Consider the following 25,236-nt stretch of genomic DNA (forward strand, 5'->3'; position numbering starts at 1 on the left):
AACCGTCCGGGAGAGAAGCGAGGAGCGGGAAACGTGATGCGGGAAGGACGGGTGTAGAGGATGGAACGATAAGCCCGGAAACTGTTTCGGCGTCAATCGATGACCTGCGGAGGGATGATCGATACCTTTTCGAGATCTTCCGTAAAGATGAGTTCCATCACCACGATCGGCTGATCGGACGACACGGCGATGTAGCCGCCGATGGCTGCCGGCAGACCGGAGAAGATCTCGTGAGCCATCCCGATCCGGCGATGGCCGCTTTCCAAGGTCAGGGTCTCTTCCTCGCCAAGCGGGTTTCCGCTCGTTGATCGGGCCGTTAGCTTCACCGTTGCCGCCGGGCCGGGTCCGGGATAGATAAACGCCAGACCTGTCCTGTACTTCTCGACTCCCCCGTGGGCAATGTAGGGCAGGATGTACTCTTTGGCCGGCGCCGACACGGCCGGAGTGCTGATCATGCCCTTGCCGGAAAAGAGCTGCAATTCGGCGCTGCCCACCAGCCCCGGCTGAGAGCCGACGATCTGAATCCAGCCGGACACCAAGTCTCCCGTGTCCGTGAGGTTCGGAAAAATGGAGGCCAATTCCATGCGCAGGCCTTCGCCGGGCGCCAGCTCCAGCTCCGGCGCAACCTCCACCGATTTCCCTTCGTTGTCCATCAGGGTGAGCTGGACCGTCATCTCCTCGGTGCCCTGGTGCACCAGGTTGACGTGGGTCTTATTGCCTCCGAAGGTCACCGCCTGGGGCAGATAGAGGGTCTCGGCGGGGACGACTCCCGGGGCCTCCACCACCAGTCCCTCCACCATGGCCATGCGCTCCTCGTCGTACCAGCGCTGGAAGGCCATGATCCCCTGCTCGCTCTCCACGGTGATGTAGGCGCCGTCGTATCCGTTGTCGGCCAGGGGCCGGCAGGTCGCCTGCTCGGGGTCCTCGCAAGCGGCCAGGCTGTCATCGCGGCACGGCTCCCCGTTGTCCGAGCAGGTCCCGCGCTGACAGTAGAAGTTGTCCCGGAAAACCCCGCCGGTGGAAAAGCACTCGAAGGCGAGACCTTGAAAGAAACCGATCTCGTCTCCCAGTGCGCCCCGCAACACCAAACCGCCGAGGGTGGGCCGGGTATCCTCGAGAGCCACTGCTCCGTCGGCCGTGTGAAGCCGCACGGAGACGTCCGTGCTGTTGGAGTTGGGATTGAGAACATAGACTTCGGTGGTGAAGCCGTCCATGACCCGGACTTCGGGAAGAACGACTTTCTGCGCCGTATTGGAATATAGGGAGGCCGCGTCCAGACGGCGCCGTTCCCCGCGATCCCCGACCCTGAAAAATCCCCGGGCCTGGGATTGGTCATCGTCCAGCAGCATCCATCCTTCCATGAACTGGTTGCGTTCGGCGCTGACCACCTGCCGAACCGTGGTGGACAACTGCCCCCGGGGAGCAATGGTCAGGTTGGTGGGATTCTCTCCGAACTCCACGATGTCTTCGGTGTCGTTCAAGTCCTGAAATCGGATCCCTCCCACGTTGGATCCCCGGGCCATGATGTCGCTGGTCCGGGAAGAGAGGTTGGTCACGTTCACCGCGGTGAACCATCCCTGGGAACTCAACAGGTAGGGGAGGAACAGGCGGCGGCTCGGGCGCAGCAGCTCGATGGTGCCGAGGTTGAAATTCACCGCGGTCATCGCCTCTCCGTCAGGACTTACGGCCACGTCCAGAGGCGCGCCCGGAACCTCCGGCCGCAGGTCCTCGCTGAAGCCCCGCAATTTCTGTCCCACCAATATGGGTTGCAGGAGCTCGCCCGTATTCAATTTGAATTGCAGGAGGACGTCGTCCATGGGAGCGCCCAGCATCATGGTGGCTCCGTCGAGGAAGACCGGACGGCTGGAGTCGCGAAAATCGGATGTCCGCGGTTGGAAAGTGACGACCTCCAGGCTGTCCGCATCGATGGTCCCGTTCTCGTCGGGGACGGGAATCGGGATCAACTGCAGGTTCAGATTGCTGAGCAGCACGAACGACGTGCCATCCGGCGCCGGCACGATCTCCACCGGAACGCCACCCACGTCGAAAACCTTCACCACCTGTCCTGTCTGAATGTCGAACAGGGTGGCGCGATCGCTCCCCAGCTCGGCCAGCGTCTGCAGGGCCCCCAGTTGGCGGTCCGCCACCAGCCCGTACCGGCCGTCCGGAGAGATGGCGGCACCCGCACCCACCTGGAAGTCATGGGGGATCGCCTCTTGATCCGTTTCCGGAATGATGGTCGTCACCACGGAGAAGGAAGCGGTGTCCACGATGGTGATGGCGTCCCTTTCTTCGGCGGGAGTCACCAGTGTCGAACCGACCGTGACGACAAAAAACCGGCTTCCGTCGGGAGTCATTCGGAGCGTCGTCGGACGGGTTCCGCCCGGCATCTGGAGCCTGGGTTCCACTTCCTGGAGTGTCGTCGTGTCGAAACGCAGGATCTCGTCGGTCCCGGACGAGGCCACGATGCCAATGGTCCCATCTCCCGAGAAGACCATGTTGTTGGCGACGGAGAAGAATACCTCCATCGTCAGGATCTGAACCTCCAGGGTGTCCACGTCGATGGCCGCGATCGCTCCCTGAACCGGCTGTGTCTCTGCCTGGGACGCGTCGGACCTGAAGGCATCGGCCCGGCCGTTTTCGTTGATGAACGTGCACAGGACCGCGACCCGGTCCCCGCCGGGCATGAGGGCGATGTGACCCGGGCTCTCCGGAACGTCCACGAGGCCCAGAATCTCGCCGCTCTTGGGATTGAAGGCCAGAACCTTGTTCGAGAAGGTGTAGCTGACGAAGGCCTTGCTCGAGTCCGGAGTAAAGACCACGTTGGGGGAGAAATTGAGATCGGTCTGGTTGGCCCCGAGTATCAGGGGTACCTCGTTGGGATCGAAACGCAGCGGGTCCTCGGACTGGCTCGGATCCAGCGTCATGAATACCCGCTGACCGTGGAGCGCAGGCCCCCCCAGGCTCAGCAGGACGAACAGAAGAATCACAAGCTGGCGGCGCATCACTGGTCCATTATGATATTCCGGCCGGAACCGGCCGTTCAATCCGTTCACCCGGCTCAAGTGGAACGATCTCCCGGGCGGGGACGGAGCACTTGGAAATCCAGACCTCGGACCAGGGACCGGTTCCAGAACCGGTTGACCTTCGAGATCAGCGCCGGAGTCATACCCCGGAGCACCCCTTCCCATTCGGAGTCGTGTACGCCGATCTCCAAGACGCGTCCGCGGAGACGCAGAGGTTGGGTCGATGCGGCCAACGGTGCCCCGACGATCCGAGGCCAGAACTCGCGCAGGAAGATCACGGCTACCTTCTCGTCCCGGACCACCTCCTGCAGCCAGGGAAGAAAGAGAGCCCCGACCGTCCTCATCGGCGCCGTCCGCGGGCTTCGAAACGGAACCGGTGGCTCCTGGCCCGGGACTCGATTTCCTCGATCCCTTAGTTTCATCACCGCATCAGTCTAGCAAAACGAACTCCCGCCATGTCCTGATCATTGCGAGTCCGCGCCAGGCACGCCCGGCCGTCGTCCTGCATCCGGGCTGAGCCGGTTCGGCTCCCGCCACCGGCTTCGAGTAGGAGGGAGCTTTGCGCATCCTCGACTTGACATTGGGCGGAAGCCTCCCTTACATATCGATATCGGCCCGCGCCCCGTTGACAAGTGGAACACACTCTCGTACTCAACGCCACCTACGAACCTCTGCAGATCATCGGTTGGAAACGTGCCGTCCGCATGGTCTTCCAGGAGAAGGTCGAGGTGGTGGCCGAATATGACCGCGAGATCCGCAGTGTCTCGAACCGGATCCGCCTCCCCTCGGTCTTGCGCCTGCTTCACTACGTCAAGCTCCGGCACGGGTGCCACCGGATCAAATTCAGCCGTGAAAACCTGTACGCTCGCGACAACTACCGTTGCCAGTATTGCGGCACCAAGGCGCCCCTGAGCCAGCTCACCTACGATCATGTGATCCCCGTGGCCCAAGGGGGGATCAAGAGCTGGGAGAACATCGTCACCTGCTGCATCCAATGCAACCGGAAGAAGGGAAACCGGTCACCGGCGCAGGCCAACCTGCGCCTTTTGAGAATCCCCAAGGCCCCCTCTGGTTTTCCCTATCGCGTCCGTCTCCTTTTTCGCCAGCCGGCCGTTCCCGAGAGTTGGAAGGACTACATCTTCTGGTCCGGGGGAACCTGATGGACGGGTCTCTGGTGATCTTCTCCCGGTTTCCCCGATTGGGCCGGGTGAAGACCAGACTGGAGCCGGCGCTGGGTAAGCGGGGTTGCCTGGAACTTCACCGGGCGCTGCTTCTGGACACCGTGGAACGAACGCGATTCCTGAGCCGGCGCCACTACCTGTATCTGAGCGGCTCCACCGCCCGGGAACGGGCCCGGTTCGCCGCAGCGTGGCGCCTGCCCGCGGATCTGATCATCCGCCGACAGACGGGAGCCGACCTGGGAGAGAGATTGTGTAAGGCCTGCCGGCAGATCGCCGCGGAATCGAAGGAAAAGCCGGTGGTCTTTCTGGGGGCCGACTCCCCTACGGTGCCGCGGAAGTACATTCGCCGAGCCCTGGATCGACTTGCGAGGCGGCCCGTCGTCGTGGGACCGGCCGAGGACGGGGGGTACTATCTCATCGGTCTTTCCCGCCCCAGGCCGGAACTCTTCTCGAATCTGGATTGGGGGACCGGCAAGGTCCTGGAGCAGACACTTCAGAGGTTGCGGCCGGACCAATATACGTTGCTGCCCTACTGGTTCGACGTGGACGACGGCGGCGACCTGGCCCGGCTCCACAGGGAGGTCGAGGCGGCGGGGCCGGACGTCTTCCGGCACACGCGCCGTTGCCTGCGGGCGCTGGTCCACGACCCGGTTTCCCAATCGGTTTTCCGGTGATCCTTTTAAGGGAGATTCGCGTCTCAAGAAAGGTGCGCTCGATCTGGCTCGGTTGACCAGAAGCGGCCACCTTGACTAACATTGCATCAGGCGTGCGCCCGGAAAAAGCGTGAAGGGGTGTTGAGGCGGCGGTGAAGGATTTCCTGGAACGGCTGTTGGGTTTGAAGGTCCCCGAGGCCCAATTGGAGGGACCGCGAGACCCCTATAACATCTACGAATGGGATCTTGACGACCGGAGGCCGTTGGTGGTCGCCGCCATACTGGCGATCCTCTTTCACGCCGTTCTCCTTTTGATGATCTTCCCCTCGTTCGGCAAGACGGTCCTGATCCCGACCCAGCAGGTGCTGGTGCTCAAGAATCTGGCGAAACCCGCGGCCCTCGCCGGGGGCGGCGACCTGCCCAAGGCGACACCGCCCAAGCCCGAGCCGGTGAAACCGAAGCCCAAGCCGATTCTGGTTCCCATTCCCGATCCGACTCCCAGAGAACCCGAACCCATCCGCAAGGAGGAACTGGAAAACGTCCCCCAGGTCATCAAGCAGATCGTAGCGGAATTGAACCTGGACGACATTGAGGCTCCGCCAGGGCGTCCCGGCCGGGGAGGGCAGGGTGAGAGCCAGGGCGAGGGCACGGGAACCGGCCCCCTTGCCGGTTCGGGACCCGCGGCTGGAGACGGCAGCGGCATCTATCGATACGGGAGCGGAGTCACCAACCCGGTTCCCATCGTTAAAACGACTCCCAGCTACACCGACGCCGCCATCAAAGCCAAGGTTCAGGGTGTGGTCTGGCTTCAGGCCATCATCCGGAAGGATGGCAACGTCGACAGCTTCAAGGTCATTCGAGGATTGGGCCACGGTTTGGAGGAACAGGCCATCCAGGAGATCGCCACCAACTGGCGTTTTCGGCCCGGAATGCTCAACGGGAGCCCGGTCGACGTCCTGGCCACCATCGAAGTCCAGTTCAACCTGAGGTAGACGACGGCTCCGGCGTCGAACCTTTCGAGAATGAGGGCAACTACACAGGGTTGCCCCGACACCATCGCATCCCGCTATAATTCCGGCTCTTGTGGCTGAAGTACTCGACCTGAAAGGAACCATCAACCTTCCCAGAACCCGTTTCCGGATGAAGGCGAATCTGCCCGTTCTGGAGCCGCGGATTCTCAAGTCGTGGGAAGAGTCGGGGATCTACGCGAGAATCCGCTCGGCGCGAGAGGGAAAGCCTCTCTTCATCCTTCACGACGGCCCTCCCTACGCCAATGGGCATCTCCACGTGGGACACGCCCTGAACAAGATCCTCAAGGACTTCATTGTCCGTTCCAAGACCATGGAGGGTTACGATTGTCCCTACGTGCCGGGGTGGGACTGTCACGGGCTGCCCATCGAGATTCAGGTCATGAACCGAAAGCGGGCCGACCTGGAGCCGCTGGAGGTGCGCCGGCGATGCCGGCGGCACGCCGACAAGTTCGTGCGCATCCAGGGGAATGAATTCCGCCGCCTGGGGGTCACGGGGGACTGGACCGCGCCCTATCTGACCATGAGCCATTCCTATGAAGCCGAGACGGCCCGGCTGTTGGGTGATTTCGTCCGCCGGGGAAGCGTCTACAAGGGTCTCAAGCCGGTTCATTGGTGCATTCACTGCGAGACGGCATTGGCCGAAGCCGAAGTGGAGTATTCGGAACATGTCAGCCCATCGGTCTACGTCCGGTTTCCCGTGACGGGAGGACTCCATGGACTGGACGCCGGAGCCCGCCCCGTCTCGGTGCTGATCTGGACCACGACGCCTTGGACCCTGCCCGCCAACATGGGGCTCTGCTTTCATCCCGACTTCGAATACGCGTTGGTGGAGGCCCGGGACGAGGTCTTCATCCTGGCTGCCGATCTGGTCCCCCGCGTTTCCAAGGAGTGCGATCTGGGCGACTACCGGATTCTGGGACGCCTGCGGGGCGCTGCCCTCGGCGGTCTCGAGTGCCGGCACCCATGGATACCGCGCCGGTCCGCGGTCGTATTCGGGACTCACGTCACGCTGGACCAGGGCACCGGCGTGGTCCATACGGCACCCGGACACGGAGAAGAGGACTACCGCCTGGGGGTCGACAACGGTCTCGAAGTGTATTGTCCGGTGGACGATTCGGGCCGGTTCCTGCCGGAGGTGGATCACTTCGGTGGCATGCCCGTGTTCGAGGCCAACCCTTCCATCAACGCCCTTATGGCCCGGGAAGGCCATCTGGTCCGGGAAGAGCCGTTCCGGCACAGCTATCCTCATTGCTGGCGCTGTCACAACCCGGTCATTTTTCGCGCCACGGCGCAGTGGTTCATCAGCATGGACCGGGAAGACCTTCGCGGCCGGGCCCTGCGCGAGATCGCCAGGGTGAAGTGGCTTCCGTCCTGGGGCCGGGAGCGGATCCACAACATGATCGCCACCCGGCCGGACTGGTGTATCAGCCGGCAGAGAACCTGGGGTGTTCCGATCATCGCCTTCTACTGCAGGGCCTGCGGCAAGATCCTTTTGGAGAGCGGCATCATCGAGCATGTTTCGCGCATCTTCGAGCGGGAGGGAGCCGACGCCTGGTACCGGAGGCCCGCGTCAGAGCTTCTTCCGAAGAACACCCGTTGCGCCTGTGGAAGCGAAGAATTCGAGAAAGAAAAAGACATATTGGATGTCTGGTTCGACTCGGGGGTCAGCCATCACGTGCTGCGGGAAACGCCGGGACTCGATTGGCCCGCGGATCTCTACCTGGAGGGTGGAGATCAGTTCCGGGGCTGGTTTCACAGTTCCTTGCTGGTCGGCGTCGGCGTCAGCGACGGAGCTCCCTACCGGTCGGTCCTGTGCCATGGATGGACGCTGGATGCCGAGGGGAAAGCCATGTCCAAGTCCCGGGGCAACGTCATTTCTCCCCAGGACATCACCAAGCGGGACGGCGCCGAGATCTTGCGCCTCTGGGTTGCGTCCATCGACTACACCGAAGACGTCCGTCTGGGGGAAGAGATACTTTCCCGACTCCGGGACGCCTACCGCAAGCTGCGAAATACGAGCCGCTTCCTCTTGGGCAACCTTCACGACTTCTCTCCGGAAATGGCAGTGCCGGACGAGGAACTGCTGGAGTTGGATCGTTGGGCTCTGGCCCATACCGCCGCCACGGCACGGCGGGTGGAGGAGGCCTACCGGAATTTCGAGTTTCACACCGTCTACCACTCCCTGTACCACTTCTGTGTGGTGGGGCTTTCCAGCTTTTATCTCGACGTTCTGAAGGATCGCCTCTACGTCTCGGCGGCCGATTCCACGGAACGAAGGTCGGCCCAGACGGCCCTGTTCCGGATCGCGGACGCATTGGTCCGGCTGCTGGCTCCGGTCCTGCCCTTTACCACCACCCAGATCTGGGAAGAACTCCACGGCCGGAACCCTCCCGCCGAGTCGGTCCACATGGCCGAGTTCTCCCGGGAGCTGGACCGTCATGAGGACCCCGAGCTCCTGGAGCGGTGGGAGCCGCTCCTGCGGATCCGCCACCAGGTCAGCAAGTCACTGGAGGAATGCCGCCAGCAGAAGCTCATCGGGAACTCCTTGGAGGCGTCGGTCAGGATCGAGGCCGGCGCGGAGACTTGCCGGTACCTCAGCCGGTATGCGGACGATCTGGCCACCGTCTTCATCGTCTCCGAGGTCGAGATCGGACTGAGGGAGGACCTGGCGGGGGATGAGACGCGGATCGAGGTGACCCGAACCCAGGCAAAGAAATGCGCGCGGTGCTGGAACCATCGGCGCTCGGTGGGGACCGATGCCGATCTGCCGCATGTCTGCTCCCGTTGCCGCGCGGTGCTGGAACGGATCGGTGCCCTCGATTGATGCCGGGAGCGATGGGAGAGGATATCCTTCGGAGGCCTTTGGCGCGGTGGAGAAGACGATGAAACTCGTGGCGCTGGGAGTGGCGGCGACGGTGCTGGCGCTGGATCTCCTCACCAAGTGGTGGGTCAAGAGCACGCCTTGGCTGCACTACCACAAGGTGGTCGATGGATTCTTCGCCATCCACTTCGTCCGCAATGAGGGCATTGCCTTCGGCCTGTTCCATTCCAATCCGTCGGCGTGGAAACCGGTGATCCTTTCCGTCCTGGCCGTCGCGGCGGCGGTCATGGTGTTGTATTACATCTGGACCAGCCCTCCCGAGGAAAGAGGCGTCCAACTGCTCATGGGGCTCCTGTTGGGAGGGATCCTGGGGAATTTCTGCGACCGGCTGTGGCGTGGGTATGTCGTCGATTTTTTGGATTTTCATTGGCAGGACCGTTTCGCCTGGCCAACCTTCAATCTGGCTGATGCCGCAATCACCTGCGGAGTCGCGGTGATTCTCTACCAGGGCTTTTTCGGAGCGGGCAGCGGAGACCGGGCATCGAGCCGGCCCAGCCGGAAAAACTCCGGCTCTTTGGGCGCGTTTCTCCTGGCGGGACTGCTCTCGGCGCCCCTGTTGGGAGAATCGGCCTCTCCCGGCGCGCTGGAAATCGTGGACCGGGTCCAGGCCCGGTACGATCGGGTCGAAAGCTTCTCCGCCGATTTCCGGCAGGTCTTCCAATCGCAGGGGGTCTTTTTCGAAAGCGACTGGGGCGAGGGGGTCCTGCTGATGAAGCGCCCTGGAAAAATGTACTGGGAGTACCGGCGCCCCACCAGGAAGCTGTTCGTGGCCGACGGCAAGCAGACCTTCTTCTACGTCCCCGCCGAGAACCAGGTGACGATCGCCGACCTGGACCCGGAGACTGCGGATACGCCGCTGCTTTTCCTGCTGGGACCCAAACGGATACGGGACGATTTCATGGTGGAGTTCGAAACCGGGGAAGGACCGTTGGAGGAATCCAACCTGCTCCTGCGGTTGACGCCCGTTCAGGCCCGGCCTGAATTCAGCTATCTGCTCTTGGAACTGTCCTCCCGGACCTGGCTCATCCAGAGATTGTCCGTAATCGAGCCCATCGGTAATCGCAACGACTACATCTTCAGCCGTTTCCGGGAGAACGTCAGGATTCGGGACAAACAGTTCCGCCTGGAGTTGCCGGATGGAGTGGAGATCATCCGAATCGGATCCGGCGCCGGCCGGAGGCCGGACGGGGAGCCGGGCCGGTTTCTTCATCGCAGCGGGATCGAGACCGCGCTGGAGTTCACAGTCCGTGACGACTTTTGCCACGGTCGGTTAAGGAGAGTGCCGAGTTGAGCGAAATTCGGGCGAACATAACGGCCGTGGGGATGTACGTTCCGGAGAAGCGCGTCACCAACCACGACTTGAGCCGGGTACTGGAAACTTCCGACAAGTGGATCCGAGAGCGAACCGGGATCTCGGAGCGCCGAATCGTCGGCAAGGACGAGGCGAACAGCGATCTCTCGGTTCGAGCCATCCGAGACGCTCTGGAAGGCACGCCACATCGTCCTGAAGACATCGATCTCATCATCGTCACCACCGTCACGCCGGACATGATGTTCCCTTCGACCGCTTGCCGGATCCAGGAGAAGATCGGGGCCACCAACGCGTGGGGGTTCGATCTTTCCGGGGCCTGCTCCGGATTCCTTTTCGGCCTCTCGACGGCTGCGCAGTTCATTCGGACGGGGACCCACAAGAAGGTCCTTGTGGTGGGAACCGATGTGATGAGCTCCATCATCGACTTCGAGGACCGGGCCACCTGCGTGCTCTTCGGAGACGGCGCCGGGGCGGTCCTCCTTGAGCCCACCGAAGAGGAGGATGTCGGCATCCTGGACGCGACCCTGGGATGCGACGGGTCAGGAGGCAAGTTCCTGTACATGCCGGCCGGAGGGAGCCAACGCCCGGCAAGCCATGAAACCGTGGACAAGCGGATGCACTATGTCCATCAGGACGGGAGGAACGTCTTCAAGTTCGCGGTTCGGGTCATGTGCGACACTTCCGTCGGATTGCTCCGGCGAAACGGCATTCCCACCGATCAGCTTTCGCTGTTCGTCCCCCATCAGGCCAACATGCGAATCATCAAGTCTTCCATGTCGCGCCTGAAACTGGGCGAGGAACAGGTTGCCGTCAACATCGACCGCTACGCCAACACCACGGCGGCGACCATCCCCACCTGTCTGGCGGAAGCTCACCGGCAGGGACGACTGAAGAAACGGGACAAAGTCCTCATGGTCTCCTTCGGAGCGGGATTCACCTGGGGAGGCATCCTGCTCGGCTGGGGAATGGATCCGCCGTAACTCGGAATACTTGGCGGGAGCCTCGTCAAAGAGACACTCCGGCCGGCGGCGTCAGATGAAGAGTTCCTCTTCGGGCGACTTGGTTGTGGTCTTTTTCTCTCGCCGCCCCAACAGAAACGACAGTCCCGACTGGATCCCCTTGAAGAAGGAACCGATTTCCAGAATGGGTTTCAAGACGTCCTTCTGAATTACTTCGCTGGTCTGCTCGAACTTCTCGACCGTGTCGGTGACCAGTCCGTCCACTCTCTGGGCCTGTTCATGCCCCAGACGGATCACGTCCTTCACCAACACGTCCACCTCTTCGGTGGTTCTCCGGAAGGCGCCCATCACGAAGCGGACGTTGTCGTTGAACTCGTTGCCGAGTTGCCGCACCGGCTCCAGGCTCTCGGACACCTGGGTCAACTTGGCGCTGACGGAATCGACGGCGGCTTGAAGGTTCCGGGTCTCCTTTTGCAGCTCCTCGGCCACCTTTCGAACCGTCTTGGCCGCCCGCCACACGGAGAGGGCCTGCAGGCTCATGGAGAGGGCGGTAATGCCGATGAACAGGATCAACAGGAGTTCAGCGCTCACGTGCATTCCCCGCGGTTGCGACTGGATTGCCGGAGGGCAGGCGCGCCCTCCCCGGAATCGGGAAGCTTGGCTTCTGTCCGGACCTCAGTCGGCGGACTCTTCCTGCGTCCGCGACTCGCCCCGATAGGTGCGTCGCGCGGCATCCAGGACGACTCCGAGTTGCTCCTTCTTCTTCCGGAGGCTCTCCCGTTCCCGGTTCAGGGTCTCACCGGCCCGGCCGGCAAGCTCTCGCCCCTTTTCCTCCAATGTGTCCCTGCCGTCCCGGAGCCTCCGGCCGACCCTGTCGGCACCCTCCCGGGCCTTGCCTTCCAACAGCTCCCGAGTCTGTTCACCCGATTGGGGAGCCAGCAGCAGCGCCGCACAGGCACCCACAAAGCTGCCGATGAGAAAATAGACCAGCTTGTCTCCACTTGAGGCCATAGCTGTTACTCCTTCCCGTCCCGGCCAGGATTCATCCGTTCAAGGTTATCATAGCCATGACGGGGCGTGGCGAACTCGGGCCGCGGCCCGGTTTGTGGAGGCGGACGGGTCTCGGGTAGAATACCCGGCTGTCAGGGAAGGATGCTGCGGTGATCAAGGATTTGCTGCCGAGACAGGTCGTGTGCAACGAAAAAAACGCCAAGGGCAAGGCCTGCCACGGCAAGTTGAAGCGATATTATCCGTTTGCCGGATACTACAACGAGCCCGATGAATCGCTCCGGCAGGAAATCGAGAGCGAGTTCGGAAAGAAAAAAACCTTGGTGCTGATCAAGTGCGAGGAGTGCGCCGTCGTCTTCCGGCTGCCGGTGGAATTGAAGGTCAAGTTCGGCTGAACGGAGTCCGGACCCCGCACCCAATTACTGCGTAGTACCGTTTCTGCCTCTATCAACCGGGACTGCTGGCCGGGTCTGCCGCCGGCCCGTGGCTTCATTCGCGCTCCAGATGAAGATCTACACCGATTTCGACGGAACCATCACCGATCGCGACTCCATCGTCCTGCTGGTTCAGGAATTCGGAGGGGGCGACGGCTATCGGCGAGACCTGCTGTCCGAATTCGAGAACGGCACGCTGTCGGCAGCCGAGGTGATTGCCGAGGAGATCGCCTCGGTTGACGCCTCCTGGGAAGAGGTCGCCGCCTGCCTCAAGGAAATGGTCCGAGTCGATCCTACGTTTCCCGGATTCGTGAACTGGTGCCGAGAATCATCGATTCCCCTCTGCGTCGTCAGCTCGGGGCTGGAGCAGATCATCGCCTTCATGATCGGAGACCTGGGGGTTCCGGTCGTGGCGCATACGGCCCGGATTGAGGGCCGGAGTTGGCGCTACCATCGGCGGCCGGAGTCGGAGAAGGAGTTGGTGGTGCGGGCGGCCAGCGAGGCCGATGAGGTCGCCTTCATAGGCGACGGCATATCGGACATCTGTGTTCTTCCCTATGTGGATCGCGTCTTCGCAAAACGCTACCTGGCGAAGTATTGCCGGAAGCGGGGCTTCGACTTTTTCCCCTACGATACCTTCCGGGAGGTCCGGAACCGGTTGCAGGACGAGTTGCAGGCGGACTGATTTCAGACCGGCCAATACGGGTTCAGGACGGGACGGATCTGATCCATATAGGGCCCTGAATTGGGACTGGATTCCAGTTCGGGACCCGCTTCCGGCGGATCCAGGCCGGCGGCCACCGTCGTCTCCACCGACGCCGCCAGGGCCTTCAGGTTGTAGCCCCCTTCCAGCACGTAGAGAATCTTGCCGCCGCAGATTTTCGCTGCCGCACGGTTCAGGTCCACTGCCATCCCGGCATAGCCCCGCTCATTCAACAGCATGCCGGCCAGGGGATCATCCCGGTGGGCGTCGAATCCCGCTGAGACCAGGATCAACCCGGGTTCGTAGCTGGCCAGGATGGGCAGCACCATGCCGGCCAGCAGGGAGGAATAGAAGCCGTTGGTCTGACCGGCGGGAATTGGGAAATTGACCGTCATCCCCTTGCCCTTTCCCACGCCCACTTCGGTGTAGTAGCCGGTTCCCGGGTAAAGCGGGTGCTGGTGCAGGGAGACGTACAGGACGTCGTCCCGGTGGTAGAAGGCGGCCTGGGTGCCATTGCCGTGGTGGACGTCGAAGTCGACGATGGCCACGCGCCGAACCAGGCCCTGGTCCAAGGCCCACTGGGCGCCCACGGCCACGTTGTTGAAGAGGCAGAAACCCATGGCCTTCCCCGGTTCGGCGTGGTGGCCGGGCGGCCTGATGGCCGCGAACCCGGAGTCGAGGTCTCCTCGAAAGAGAAGGTCGATCATTCGAATGACGCTCCCCGCTGCCAACAGCGCCACGTCGTGCGAGGCTCCGCCCGAATAGGTGTCCCAGTCCAGGGGATGGAGCGGCTGAAGCCGCGTTCCCCGGATGTGGGCCAAATGATCTCGTGTGTGGACCCGAAGGATGGCTTCCTCGGCGGCCGGAGCGGGGGACACCTTCACCAGCCGTTTGAACGACGCCTGGGCGGACAGTCCCTCTGAGATGGCTCGCAGCCGGTCCGGACGCTCGGGATGTTCAGGTGGGACCCGGTGTTCGAGGAAGACCGGATCCAGAACCAGGCCGTAACGCATCAGACCCCCTTTGCCTCGGCTCCCCAGAAGATCTTGTGCAGTTGCACCTGGATGCGGACGGGCAGTCCGTCCTCCAGGATCCAACCGGCCAGCCGGGCCGCGTCCATGCGGTTCCATTCCGGCGAAAACAGAACCAGGTGCCTCCTGGTCAGCTCCAGTTCCAGGGTCTTTTGCTTGGCCCACTCAAAGTCGCGCCGCGATGAAATCACGAACTTGATTTCATCGTGCGGTCTCAGGTGATTCAGGTTCTCCCACCGATTTCTTCCCTCCATGAGGCTGTCCGGACACTTGATGTCGTAAATCAGGACCGCTCTGGGATCCACCGGACGGATGTCCAGGCTGCCCCCGGTCTCGATCAGGACCCGCTTGCCCGCGTCCAGCAAGCTGCTGATGAGAGTGTGCGCCAGAGGGTGAAGCAGAGGCTCTCCTCCCGTAATCTCCACCAGGTCGGTGGGATACCGGTCCAATCGGGTTGTGATCTCCGCCAGGGACATGGGGACGCCCCCCTCGAAGGCGTACTCGGTATCGCAATAGCTGCACCTGAGGTTGCAACCGGTCAGCCGCACGAAGGCGCAGGGCTGTCCGCTGTAGCTGGACTCTCCCTGGATGCTGAAGAAGATCTCGGTGACGGGGAGAGTCCTGGCCAATCGGTCCGGTGCGGCGGTGCTCGTCATTGGTGGCGCCCGTAGTATACCTGGGAAGAAGAGGCGAGAGGAAAAGAGGATACGGGAAGAAGAGAACGGGAGAAGGCTCGGACGGGCTCGTGCAGTGACGGATTTCACCTCCGGCTGCTAGAATCGAATGAAAGAGGTCAAGGAGACACCGAGATGAAATGGACTGGCCGGGTGGCCGTCGGCATGGTAGCGGTCGCGGCGTTTTCGTACGTTTATCCCCGGGTCGCCCGGGAAATTCGGGACGAATACGTTCAACGCTTCGAGAACAAGGCGGTCTTTCTCAAGGTCCCGGTTCGGGGACTGCAGCAGGTGATCCATGTCCTGGATACCGGCGCCAAGCTGGACCGGGGGAACCTGAACCAGCCGGTGAGCTTTAAGGTCGGGGATCAGGTCCGGATCATCGACGTGAATTTCAGGGACAGAACCGTCCGGTTCCGGTTCTCATCGGTGGGCACGAACCGTGAGGGTTCGTTGGAATTCCGGTTTCCCGCCTCGACTCAACAGACCTTTCCCCAGAGAGAGAACTTCGAAAAAAGCTTGGCGAGCAGCCTGACCGAAGGGCTTTCCTACAAGGAATTGGAATCCGCCAAGGGAGAGTTCATCCGGGGACAGGTCAAGACTCTGGTCCGCGAATTCGCCACCACCACCAACACTTCGGATGAGGTGGTGCTGCGGACCATCGTGGAGGACAGCCCTCAGTACCAGGAACTGGAGCGGGAATTTTCTCAGCTCCAGAAGGAACACCGGACCCTCGATCGGAACGCGTCCCGTTTGGGACAGGCCAGCCGGGAGCAACGCGTGCAGATCACGGAAATGACGGTCGAACTCGACCGTCTCAGAACCCAGGTCCGAGAGCTGGAGCGGGACAAGACGCAGTCGGCCAGGACCCGCCGATCTCTGGAAGAGCAGTTGAAGGACACCCAGGTCAAGATGAGCGGGCTCTTGAGCAGCCTGAACGTCGAAGAGGCCTCGAACGCCGAGCTGGACAACAGGATGCAGTCGTTGAGTGAGGGCATCGAGTCGGCACGCCGGAAGCGGGAGGAGCTCTCGGAGGAGTTGGCGCAGGCCCGCGCCGACCTGAACGAGCGGGAAGCGGCCAATACGAGGCTCACCGCCGATCTGAAGAAGGTCCAGGGCCGCAACCGGCGGCTCTCCACGGAACTCCGGAGTCTGACCTCCAACAAGGACAGCATTCAAGCCCAGTTTCTCAAGGCCAAACGGCAGAGCGACGCCATGGAGATGGCCTCACGCCTGAGTGCCGGCTTGCGGCTGGAGCGATCGGTCCAGGAGCGGGACGGTCAGCCGTTGGATATTGCCGACCTCTATCTGCTTTCCAAGCGGGTCGGCCGGCTCCAGATCGAGACTCCGGAACACCCGGGACAGATCTGCCGGGTGAAGTTCCTATTGGAGTCTCCGGATCGGGTGGAATTCCAGGAGGAAGAGCGGGTCCTGTTTGATTCCCTCGGTGGCACTTTCAAGGTTGAGCCCTCCTGGACCTTCGACAGCGACCGGCTGAGGGCGGTTCTCATGGAGGGGGAGGTGGCCCGGGAGGCCAAGCCCCGGGAGGAGATCGAGTGGGCCTGGATCCTGGACGGTGAAATCCTGGAACCGGAGCGGGCTCAGTTGCGGGTTGAACTCGTCAACTCGGACGACCAGAAAATCTCTCTGGATCCCCATGAGTTCTACTTGACGCCGCCGGGCCTCATGTCCTACCTGATCCGGAGCTTTTCTCCCATCTCCCTGGGGGCGGGGGTGTTCGTGGGTCTGGTTTTCGCCGGGATTGCCGGGGTCTTTCGGAGACGGTCTTCTCGCCGGCCTCCCAGAACTTCCAGGCCTTCCAAGCGCAGGACGACTCCTCCACCGGATGCGGAAGAGCCGGATCGCGAATACGTGATCCAGAAGAAGCTCTAGTCCGGCGCACTATGATCAACCGAAAGGAAGCTCGCCGCGTCTTTGAGATCATCCGCCTCTTGGAGCAGGAGTACGGCGAGGCCACCTGCGCACTCCATCACGACGGTGCGTACCAACTCCTGGTGGCCACCATTCTTTCCGCCCAGTGCACGGACGCCCGGGTGAACATGGTGACCCCGGCCCTCTTTCGCCGATACCCGGACGCCCACGCAATGGCAGAGGCGGATCTGGACGAGCTCCAGGAGATCATTCGGAGCACGGGTTTCTTCCGAAACAAGTCCAAGAGCCTTCACGGGTCCGCCACGAAGCTGGTCGACGAGTTCGATGGAGAAGTCCCATCGAACATGCGGGATCTTCTGAAGCTCCCCGGAGTGGCTCGCAAGACGGCCAACGTGGTGTTGGGAACCGCTTACGGCATCGCCTCAGGGGTGGTGGTGGATACCCACGTGGGTCGTCTCTCACGGCGTTTGGGGCTGACCCACCAGAAGACGCCGGTGAAGGTGGAGAAGGACCTGATGGGCATGATCCCCCGGGACGAGTGGATCAACTTCGCGCATCGGCTGATCCACCATGGGAGACGCGTCTGTCAGGCTCGGCGTCCCCGATGCGAAGAGTGCGCGTTCGCCGACCTCTGCCCGAGAGTCGGAGTGACTGCCCCGAAATAAGAGAACATGAGGAGTGTTCCTCCTCGACTCTTCGACTATCGTTTCCCATCAGTTTCCCAATGCATGGAAATGTCCCAGTGGTCCGCTCCCGGTTCCCAGGCGCAGGGAATGGCGGATCGCCTCCGTGACGTAGTCCTTGGCGCGGCGAACCGATTCCTCCAGTCCGCTTCCCCTGGCCAGATGCGCGGCGATGGCGGAAGCGAAGGTGCAACCGCTGCCGTGGGTGTCCCGGGAGGAGAGGCGAGGCCCCTTCAACCGGACCCGGCCGGCGCCGGTGAAAAGCAAGTCGGTCGAGCTCTCCGGGTCCCGGAAGTGGCCCCCCTTGATGACGACGGCTCGGGGGCCCATGTCCAGCAGCAGGCGAGCCGCTTGGACGGCGTCTTCCTCGGAGCGGATCTCTCGTCCGGTCAGCAGCTCCGACTCGTGCCGGTTGGGAGTGAGGACCAGGGTGAGGGGAAAGAGGAGAGATTTCATCCGTGAAACGGCTTCCCCGCCGGCCAGCGCATGGCCGTATCCGCTCCGGATGACCGGGTCCACCACGATCCGCTCCAGGCGATGGAATCGGATCCTGTCCGACACCGCTTCCACGGCCTCGGGGGAGGGGATCATCCCGGTCTTGACGGAATCGACTCCCGGGTCCCCGACGGCGGCATCGATCTGGCGGGCGACATGGTCGGGAGGCAGGGGGAGAATCTCATGCACCCGGCGGGTGTCCTGCACCGTGGACGCCGTGATGGCGCTCATCCCGTGCACTCCCAGCGCCGCGAAGGTCTTCAGATCGGCCTGGATTCCGGCACAGCCGCCGCTGTCGGAGCCGGAGACCGTGAGTGCGCAGGGAATCGGCCTCACCGGGGCCGGTTCCCGGATCGCCCCCTGCCGCTGCGCAGCCGCAAGAGCCGGCGACGGGCCTCGGCCAACACGTCCATGGTCTTGCAGTAGGCGAAGCGGATGAGTCGTTTTCCCTGCTGCCTGCCGGGGCGGTAGAAGCTGCTGCCGGGGACGGCCGCGACCCCGTAGTCCCGGACCAGCTCGGCGGCGAAGGCCACGTCGTCCTTGTCGGTCACCTGGGAGATGTCGGCCATGATGTAGTAGGCTCCGGCCGGTTTCCAGACCCGGAAACCCAACTGGACCAGCGCCTCCATGAGGAAGTCCCGGCGTTCGAGATAGTCTCGGGCCAACTGGTCGTAGTAGCCGGATTCCATCGCCAGAGCCGTGACTCCCGCCTCCTGCAGCGGCGCCGGGGAACCGACCGTCAGGAAGTCGTGCATCTTCCGGATGGCTCCGGCGAGGTGGCCCGGTGCGATGGTGTATCCGACGCGCCACCCGGTCACGCTGAAGGTCTTGGAGAGGGCGCTGATGGTCACCGTCCGCTCTCTCATTCCCGGAAGCAGCGCGATGGGCTGGTGGACGTGCCCATCATAAAGGATGTGTTCGTAGATCTCGTCGGTGAACACATAGAAGTCGTAGCGGACCGCCAGCTCGGCGATCCGATTCAGCTCGTCGCTGTTGAAGACCTTTCCCGACGGGTTGTTGGGCGAGTTGAGGATGAGGGCCCGCAGCCGGCCCCGGTCGCAGGCATCGCGGATGGTTCGTTCCAGCACGTCGAAGTCCAGAGCCCAGTCCGACTCCGACTCCAGGGAAACATAGATGGGAGTCGCTCCGGCGATGATGGAATCGGGACCGTAGTTTTCGTAGAAGGGTTCGAACACCACGACCTGTTCGCCCGGATTGACCAGGGCCAGCATGGTGGAAATCATGCACTCGGTGGAACCGCAGGCGACCGTCACCTCCACGTCGGGATCGACGTCCCAGCCGTAGACGCGGCGGTACTTTTCGGCCACGGCCCGGCGAAAGGACGGGGCCCCCCAAGTGACGGCGTATTGATTGATGTCCTCCTGGATCGCCCGGCAAGCGGCATCCTTGACCACCTGAGGTGCGGCAAAATTCGGATAGCCCTGGGCCAGGTTGATGGCGCCGTGTTCGTATGCCAGACGGGTCATCTCCCGAATCACCGACTCGGTGAATCGGGAGGCCTTCTCACCGATGTATTTGTTCAATTCAACTGCCTCGAATCCGGACCACGCGGTCCCGAAAAGCGCCGCGCTCCGGGGACCTCCCGAAAAGAGTACGCTTGCAATGGTCCGTCCCGCAAGAGCCCGCCGGGCGAGTGCCCGCGGATGGGATCTGCCGCCGCCGAAACTTGACTAACCCTCGCCGGGTTGGCTATGTCATGGGCCGGAATACGCGGTCGCTTGAGTGGGTCTGCGGAGAAATGCCATGAGGAACCTGACGATTCTGGGGGGAGGGAATACCGCATTCGCCGCTGCCGCCAATTTGAGCCTGCGCGGCTTCCAGGTGACGATCTGCGAGCATCCCGACTTCGCTTACACGCTCGACCCGGTCCGGAACGGGGGCGGGATCGTGCTGGACGGCGTGGCGGCTCGCGGCCGAGCCCGCATACACGCCCTGACCACCGATTTCCAGGAGGGGCTGCAAAACGACCTGCTCCTGCTCATCGTTCCCGCGTATGCCCACCGCCCCTTCGCCCTGGCCTGCGCTCCCTACCTGAGAGAGAGCCATACCCTGGTCCTGCTTCCGGGAACGCTGGGGACGCTGGAGTTCCACACCCTGTTGCGGGAGAAGGGCCGGGATCCGTCGCGGATCACCCTGGCCGAGACCGATACGGCGCCCTACGTCTGCCGGAAGCTCACCCCCGACTCGGCCCATATCTGGGGAGTCGTCTCCGCGTTGGGTCTCGGCGTGCTCCCGGCGTCGGAAACGGGCCGGACCAGGGACCTGCTGCGGTCCATTTTCACTGTCGACGGTCTGGGTGAGCCGGACGGGGAGGACAACTCGGCCGTCTCCTGCTACGGCAACGTTTTCGAGTGCGGTCTGAGCGCCATGAACCCCGTGGTTCACCCTCCCGGAGTCCTCATGAACGCCGGCCGGGTGGAATATTCCAGAGGAGATTTCTACTTCTACGAAGAGGGCGTCACGCCGGGCGTGTGCAATGCCATTTACGGCGTCGACCGGGAACGCCGGCAGGTGGGCCGGGCACTCGGCTTCGAGCTTTCGGTCGTGGACGAGGCCTTTTTCCTCGCCGGTTTCGGTCCCCGGGGCGACCTCTGGAGCACCATCAACGGCAGTCGCATGCTGACCCAGTTGAAGGCTCCCGGCGAACTGAACACCCGCTGGCTGACCGAGGACGTGCCCTATGGACTGGGAGCATGGAGCTCTCTGGGCCGGCACTTGGGTGTGGCGACCCCACTCATGGATGGATTGGTGGCGCTCGCGTCAGCGGCGCTGGGTGAGGATTTCAGGGCCTCCAGCCGGACCGTCCGGCGGCTGGGAATCGCCGGGATGGGACGGGACCAGTTGCTCCGCTTCGCGGAAACCGGGGAGATGCCGGGATGAGAGCGTGCCGGATCGCCGAGTCCAGCGTCGGCGGGATCAAGAGCCTGGTCCTGGAGAACGGGCACCTGGAGGTGGTCGTCCTGGCGGGGAAGGGGACGGACATCTTCTCCTTTCGCCACCGGGCCAGCGGTACGGACTTTCTTTGGAAGGCTCCTTGGGGGGTGCGAGATCCCGCCACCACCATTCAGGACACGGCCAACCCGGCTTCTTCCTTCCTCGACTACTACTTCGGAGGCTGGCAGGAGCTCTTTCCCAACGCCGGGGCCGCCTGCACCTATCGGGGTGCCGAGCTGGGAGTTCACGGCGAGGCTTGCAAGGTGCCCTGGACCTGGCGGATCGTGGAGGAAACCTCTCGCAGGATCTCGGTCCAATTCCGGACCCGCATGGTGCGGACTCCCTTCTTGCTGGAAAAGCGGCTGACCCTGGAGGCCGGCCGGGCCACGCTCCTGATCGAGGAGACGGTGACGAACGAGGGTGCGGACGCCGCCGATTTCATCTGGGGCCACCATCCGGCCCTGGGGGCTCCCTTCTTGAGCGAACATTGCCGCCTTTTTACGCCGGCGCGGATGGTGGAGACGGATGACTCCAACCTCTTCCTGGCCCCCGGGCGGCGTTTCGAGTCTTATCCCATGGTCGAGACAGTGGACGGGGAGCCGTTTGACGTCTCCCGGATCCCGCCCCCGGCGGCGCGGGTCACCATGCAGAGCTTCCTGCGGGAGTTCCCGGAGGGTTGGTACGCCCTGGTCAACCAGGAGAGCGGACTTGGGTTCGCCATGTCCTGGGACCGGGAGGTGTTCCCCTGCCTCTGGCTCTGGGAGGAGCTGTGCGGTTCCGCGGACTATCCATGGTGGGGACGATGTTACGTGGCCGGGATCGAGCCCAACACCACGCCGGCGGGCGGAGGTCTGGCCGAGGCGGTGCAAAACGGGACCCAACACCGGTTGCCGCCGGGAAAATCGCTCCACTCCGTTCTGTGCGCCACGGCGTTCGAGGTCCAGGGAGAACCGCGGCGCGTCGACCCCGAGGGCCGGATCGAGTATTGAACCTGAGGCCGCCGCCCTGGAGGCCGGCATCAAGGCGCAACTAGGGAGGATCTGATGCAGAGCAGAACCGGGTTTCCCCTGCTGGCCGGCATATTCCTGTTTCTGGCCGGCTCGACCGAGGTTTCAGGCAGCGAAGTGCGGCACCTCGGCGGACGGCTGCAACTGTTTCTGGATGACTGGCTCGTCGAGTCTGCCGATAACGTTCGCCGTGTGCTCCACCGTCCCGAGCGCCGCGAGGCGGCGATTCGGGTCGACCGGCCCTGGGAAGACATCTACATGTACAACCCGGTGGTCATCAAGGACGGGCATCGCTACCGCATGTGGTACCGCGCCAAATACCTGGCAAGGCCCTTTCTGACCGCATACGCGGAGAGCCTGGACGGGATCCATTGGGTGAAGCCCAACTTGGGACTCATCGAATTCGACGGTTCCCGCAACAACAACATCATCTGGCCCATTGCCGGGGCGGACGGGAGGTCGTTCTCCGTTTTCAAGGACGAAAACCCCGATGCGCGGGCCGATGCGCGGTACAAGGCCATCACCAATCTGAACGAGATCACCGAGTCGGGGAAACGGCGGGCGGTGATCTACGGACTTGCTTCGCCCGACGGCTTGCAATGGCGGCATCTCCACAAGGAGCCCATGGTGAAGGCTCTGGTGGAAGACCCGCAGTTCGATTCCCACAACATCGCACTCTGGGACTCGGTGCGCCGGCACTATGCCATCTACGCGCGGGGCTGGTACCGGAAGGGCTTGCCTCCCCCGGGATCGGACCGGGTGGGCCGCACTGCGCACACGGTGACCATGAAGCTTCCGTCGGGCGAGACGCGGGAAATGACCCATATCCGGGACATTCGCCGGTACGTCTCCAAGGACTTCGCGAATTGGTCGCCACAGGAGTACATCGGATTGGGCGGAGCCCCGTTGGAGCACCTGTACAAGAACTCCGCGACTCCCTACTACCGGGACCCCGGCCTCCTGCTCATGTTCCCGAAGCGGTTTCTTCCCACGCGAAAAGCCGATCCGGACTGGGAACACGTCGGTCTTTCCGACATCGTCTTCATGTTCAGCCGGGACGGCCTGAACTTCGACCGCCGATACATGGAGGCTTTTCTCCGTCCGGGCCGGGACCCGTTGGCCTGGCACGAACGTTCCATCCACGTGGGCACCGGCCTGGTCCCCACCGGAGAACGGGAAATGTCCCTCTATTTCATCGAGCACGGCAAGACAGCTCGGATGTCCATCCGGCGGGGAGTGTTGAGAGTGGACGGCCTGGCATCGCTGCGGGCGCCCTATTCGGGAGGGACGGTCCTGACCCGTCCCCTGACCTTCTCCGGTTCCCGCCTGGTGCTCAACTACTCCACCTCGGCCGCCGGCCAAATCCGGGTTGAGGTCCAGGACGAAACGGGGGCGCCGTTGCCGGGATTCGGGATGGAGGACTGTCCCGAGATCTACGGAGACGAGATCGAACGGGTCGTCGCCTGGCGGACCGGTTCCGACCTGACCTCCTTGGCGGGGCGCACCGTGCGCCTCAGGATCGAGATGAAAGACGCCGAACTGTTCTCCCTGCGGTTCCGGTAGGCGAAAGGAGTCCTCAATGAATGCAGCGACGCGATTCCAACGCCGCCCTCTGGCCGGGGACCAGGCGACCGGCGCCGGAGGTTCCAGGGGGAGGAGGATCTTCCTGAAGGCCGCCGGACTCGGGATCTTCGGCGTTGCCGCCCGACGCCTGCGGGCTCAGGTTCGAGGCCACGAAGGACCGGCCTGGTTTCCGTTGGAGGATCTCTACCGCCGGATCCGGCGGTTGGGCCGCGAGCACGGAGACTTTCTGAGGCTGGAGGATCTGGGGAAGAGCGTCCAGGGCCGTCCCCTGGTGGCGGTCCGTCTGAGCGACTGGTCCATCTCCGGCGAGCACAAGGAGCACGTCCTCCTCACAACGCTCCATTCCGGAGGCGAGCGGATCGGCCCCAGCGCCATGTTGGAACTGGTGGAGTGGCTGCTCTCCGGCCATCCCCTGGCCCGGCGGATCCTGGCCCGCCAGGAGGTGGTATGCGTCCCCATCGTCAATCCGGACGGATACGTGAGCGGCAGCTTCCACAATGCCAACGATCTGGACCCGTACAACAACTGGACCCTGGACGGCCCGGTGCAGCCCGAGAAGCATCCGGAGGCTGTAGCCGTCCGGCGTCTCATGGATGAACTGCAGCCTGAAGTGCATGCGGACATGCACGGCTCCTTCCTCGAGTTCTACGGCTCCATCCACGCGGATACGGCGGCCGCCTACTCCAACGTCTCACTGCGTCCGTATCATCACGAAATCATGCGGCTCATGAACGAGGCGGCGTTGGAGGAGGGCTACCCGGCCGACTGGCTGGAGGAGGACTCGGAGCGCATGTTCTGGGGTCCCGATCTGGACGGGATGCGGGAGAAGACCTGGAAGGGCCGGCCCCGGGTCTATGCCGCCACCTATTGCTACAACCGGTACCACTCCCTGGTGACGGCCAACGAGAATGCGTGGGAACGAAGCGCCCTGCTCCGCTATCGCCGGCTGCTCCAAGTGGGGAACGAAGTCTGGCCTGGGGAGTACTATCCCGGTTATCCGACCCGGGTGATGATGGGCAACGACCTGCATCGCCTGACCGCCTACGGAACCACGGCGGGCGACCGCCGGAGGAGCCGGGTGGAGCTGTGGAACAAGCTGCGTCAGCTCAGCTTCGGGTTCGACTGGCCGGAGGTCGAGGGCATGGCGCTTTGCGTCTGCGCCACCTCCCGGGAAGCGGCCCGCAAATGGTTGGGAGACAACACGCTCCTGGACATGCTCTCCCGTATCGAGGGTCATCCCGGGATGAACCTGGAGCCCATCCGTAGCTTGGTCCATCGTCATCCCCTGGACGACGGCAAGCGCCCGGCGCGTTTTCTGGTGGAGGGGGGAGGCGCCAAGTTCTACCGGCAGGACTCGGGACCCGACCGCCTGGAGACCGGGGAGAGCGGCCCCGTTCGCCACGGAATCTGCGTGCGGCTGCGAATCCCCTACCAGAACGCCCGGATTCTCGACCTCAGGCTCAACGGGCATGTCGTGGACCCATCCGAAACGGATGGGTTCGTCACCTGGGTGGCCCGGGGGTTCACCCATGTCCAGGTCGCGATTCCTCCCCGCACGACACGAGCCGGGGAGATCTTCCTGGTGACCTGTGAATACGACCCCCGGGAGAGGCGCCGGCAGGGGAAGGTCCACTTCACGAACTGAAAATCACGAATAATGATGGGCGGAGAGACGAGACAGGTCATTGAGGAGAATGGAGTTCGAATATCCGGGGTGCACGGGGCG

The 25,236-nt window shown here is 63.1% G+C and carries 22 protein-coding genes; 14 read left to right on the forward strand and 8 right to left on the reverse strand.

What is annotated here, in order from left to right:
- Positions 1 to 92: 92 nt before the first annotated feature.
- Positions 93 to 3,005, reverse strand: a complete 2,913-nt coding sequence (locus tag OXT71_22225) for a YncE family protein (protein ID MDE2929113.1) — start codon at positions 3,003 to 3,005, stop codon at positions 93 to 95.
- A 56-nt stretch (positions 3,006 to 3,061) separates the two neighbouring features.
- Positions 3,062 to 3,370: a DUF721 domain-containing protein gene (locus OXT71_22230; GenBank protein MDE2929114.1), complete on the reverse strand. Its 309-nt coding sequence runs from the start codon at positions 3,368 to 3,370 to the stop codon at positions 3,062 to 3,064.
- 288 nt (positions 3,371 to 3,658) lie between these two features.
- Between OXT71_22230 and OXT71_22235 the strand changes: the two genes are divergently transcribed.
- The 6 genes from OXT71_22235 (at position 3,659) to OXT71_22260 (ending at position 11,064) form a co-directional block, all read left to right on the forward strand.
- Positions 3,659 to 4,186 carry an HNH endonuclease gene (locus tag OXT71_22235; protein ID MDE2929115.1) on the forward strand — a complete coding sequence of 176 codons (528 nt, stop codon included), beginning with the start codon at positions 3,659 to 3,661 and terminating at the stop codon, positions 4,184 to 4,186.
- Positions 4,150 to 4,881 (forward strand): TIGR04282 family arsenosugar biosynthesis glycosyltransferase, encoded by a 732-nt coding sequence (locus OXT71_22240; GenBank protein MDE2929116.1) that lies wholly within the window; start codon positions 4,150 to 4,152, stop codon positions 4,879 to 4,881. Before OXT71_22235 ends, OXT71_22240 begins: the two co-directional genes overlap by 37 nt.
- A gap of 131 nt (positions 4,882 to 5,012) precedes the next feature.
- Positions 5,013 to 5,852, forward strand: a complete 840-nt coding sequence (locus OXT71_22245) for a TonB family protein (GenBank protein MDE2929117.1) — start codon at positions 5,013 to 5,015, stop codon at positions 5,850 to 5,852.
- 148 nt (positions 5,853 to 6,000) lie between these two features.
- Positions 6,001 to 8,715, forward strand: coding sequence for an isoleucine--tRNA ligase (ileS, locus tag OXT71_22250; protein ID MDE2929118.1), 2,715 nt, complete (start codon positions 6,001 to 6,003; stop codon positions 8,713 to 8,715).
- Positions 8,716 to 8,773: 58 nt separating this feature from the next.
- Positions 8,774 to 10,063: a signal peptidase II gene (lspA, locus tag OXT71_22255; GenBank protein ID MDE2929119.1), complete on the forward strand. Its 1,290-nt coding sequence runs from the start codon at positions 8,774 to 8,776 to the stop codon at positions 10,061 to 10,063.
- Positions 10,064 to 10,068: 5 nt separating this feature from the next.
- On the forward strand, positions 10,069 to 11,064 hold the full coding sequence (locus OXT71_22260; GenBank protein MDE2929120.1) for a ketoacyl-ACP synthase III: 996 nt from the start codon (positions 10,069 to 10,071) through the stop codon (positions 11,062 to 11,064).
- Positions 11,065 to 11,115: 51 nt separating this feature from the next.
- Here the strand turns inward: OXT71_22260 and OXT71_22265 are convergent, their stop codons facing one another.
- A complete protein-coding gene (locus OXT71_22265; GenBank protein ID MDE2929121.1) occupies positions 11,116 to 11,634 on the reverse strand; it encodes a hypothetical protein in 519 nt (172 codons plus the stop codon).
- Between the two features lie 84 nt (positions 11,635 to 11,718).
- Positions 11,719 to 12,054 (reverse strand): YtxH domain-containing protein, encoded by a 336-nt coding sequence (locus tag OXT71_22270; GenBank protein MDE2929122.1) that lies wholly within the window; start codon positions 12,052 to 12,054, stop codon positions 11,719 to 11,721.
- Between the two features lie 149 nt (positions 12,055 to 12,203).
- Between OXT71_22270 and OXT71_22275 the strand changes: the two genes are divergently transcribed.
- Positions 12,204 to 12,446, forward strand: a complete 243-nt coding sequence (locus tag OXT71_22275) for a hypothetical protein (GenBank protein ID MDE2929123.1) — start codon at positions 12,204 to 12,206, stop codon at positions 12,444 to 12,446.
- Positions 12,447 to 12,555: 109 nt separating this feature from the next.
- The gene (locus tag OXT71_22280) at positions 12,556 to 13,170 is read left to right on the forward strand and encodes an HAD-IB family phosphatase (protein ID MDE2929124.1); all 615 of its coding nucleotides are present in this window, start codon (positions 12,556 to 12,558) and stop codon (positions 13,168 to 13,170) included.
- Between the two features lie 2 nt (positions 13,171 to 13,172).
- Here OXT71_22280 and OXT71_22285 read toward each other — a convergent pair whose 3' ends face one another.
- Together OXT71_22285 and OXT71_22290 are read right to left on the reverse strand one after the other, a co-directional pair.
- Positions 13,173 to 14,201 carry a histone deacetylase gene (locus OXT71_22285; protein MDE2929125.1) on the reverse strand — a complete coding sequence of 343 codons (1,029 nt, stop codon included), beginning with the start codon at positions 14,199 to 14,201 and terminating at the stop codon, positions 13,173 to 13,175.
- Positions 14,201 to 14,875, reverse strand: a complete 675-nt coding sequence (locus OXT71_22290; GenBank protein MDE2929126.1) for a radical SAM protein — start codon at positions 14,873 to 14,875, stop codon at positions 14,201 to 14,203. The genes OXT71_22285 and OXT71_22290 overlap by 1 nt, the downstream gene beginning before the upstream one ends.
- Before the next feature lie 153 nt (positions 14,876 to 15,028).
- Here OXT71_22290 and OXT71_22295 point away from each other — a divergent pair, with 153 nt between their 5' ends.
- Both OXT71_22295 and nth read left to right on the forward strand, forming a co-directional pair.
- Positions 15,029 to 16,786 carry a hypothetical protein gene (locus OXT71_22295; GenBank protein MDE2929127.1) on the forward strand — a complete coding sequence of 586 codons (1,758 nt, stop codon included), beginning with the start codon at positions 15,029 to 15,031 and terminating at the stop codon, positions 16,784 to 16,786.
- Positions 16,787 to 16,797: 11 nt separating this feature from the next.
- Positions 16,798 to 17,451, forward strand: coding sequence for an endonuclease III (nth, locus tag OXT71_22300; protein ID MDE2929128.1), 654 nt, complete (start codon positions 16,798 to 16,800; stop codon positions 17,449 to 17,451).
- 48 nt (positions 17,452 to 17,499) lie between these two features.
- Here the strand turns inward: nth and thiD are convergent, their stop codons facing one another.
- Together thiD and OXT71_22310 are read right to left on the reverse strand one after the other, a co-directional pair.
- Entirely contained in the window at positions 17,500 to 18,300 is an 801-nt protein-coding gene (gene thiD, locus OXT71_22305; GenBank protein MDE2929129.1) for a bifunctional hydroxymethylpyrimidine kinase/phosphomethylpyrimidine kinase, read from the reverse strand.
- Positions 18,297 to 19,508 (reverse strand): aminotransferase class I/II-fold pyridoxal phosphate-dependent enzyme, encoded by a 1,212-nt coding sequence (locus OXT71_22310; GenBank protein MDE2929130.1) that lies wholly within the window; start codon positions 19,506 to 19,508, stop codon positions 18,297 to 18,299. The genes thiD and OXT71_22310 overlap by 4 nt, the downstream gene beginning before the upstream one ends.
- A 220-nt stretch (positions 19,509 to 19,728) precedes the next feature.
- Here OXT71_22310 and OXT71_22315 point away from each other — a divergent pair, with 220 nt between their 5' ends.
- Genes OXT71_22315 through OXT71_22330 form a run of 4 tightly spaced genes read left to right on the forward strand, consistent with a single transcriptional unit; the run spans position 19,729 to position 25,155 of the window.
- Positions 19,729 to 20,865 (forward strand): NAD/NADP octopine/nopaline dehydrogenase family protein, encoded by a 1,137-nt coding sequence (locus OXT71_22315; protein ID MDE2929131.1) that lies wholly within the window; start codon positions 19,729 to 19,731, stop codon positions 20,863 to 20,865.
- Positions 20,862 to 21,908, forward strand: a complete 1,047-nt coding sequence (locus OXT71_22320; protein ID MDE2929132.1) for a DUF4432 family protein — start codon at positions 20,862 to 20,864, stop codon at positions 21,906 to 21,908. The genes OXT71_22315 and OXT71_22320 overlap by 4 nt, the downstream gene beginning before the upstream one ends.
- Positions 21,909 to 21,962: 54 nt before the next feature.
- The gene (locus OXT71_22325) at positions 21,963 to 23,489 is read left to right on the forward strand and encodes a hypothetical protein (GenBank protein ID MDE2929133.1); all 1,527 of its coding nucleotides are present in this window, start codon (positions 21,963 to 21,965) and stop codon (positions 23,487 to 23,489) included.
- Between the two features lie 16 nt (positions 23,490 to 23,505).
- Positions 23,506 to 25,155, forward strand: coding sequence for a M14 family zinc carboxypeptidase (locus tag OXT71_22330; protein MDE2929134.1), 1,650 nt, complete (start codon positions 23,506 to 23,508; stop codon positions 25,153 to 25,155).
- Positions 25,156 to 25,236: the final 81 nt, after the last annotated feature.

It is taken from the genome of Acidobacteriota bacterium, from assembly GCA_028874215.1.
GTDB lineage: Bacteria > Acidobacteriota > UBA6911 > RPQK01 > JAJDTT01 > JAJDTT01.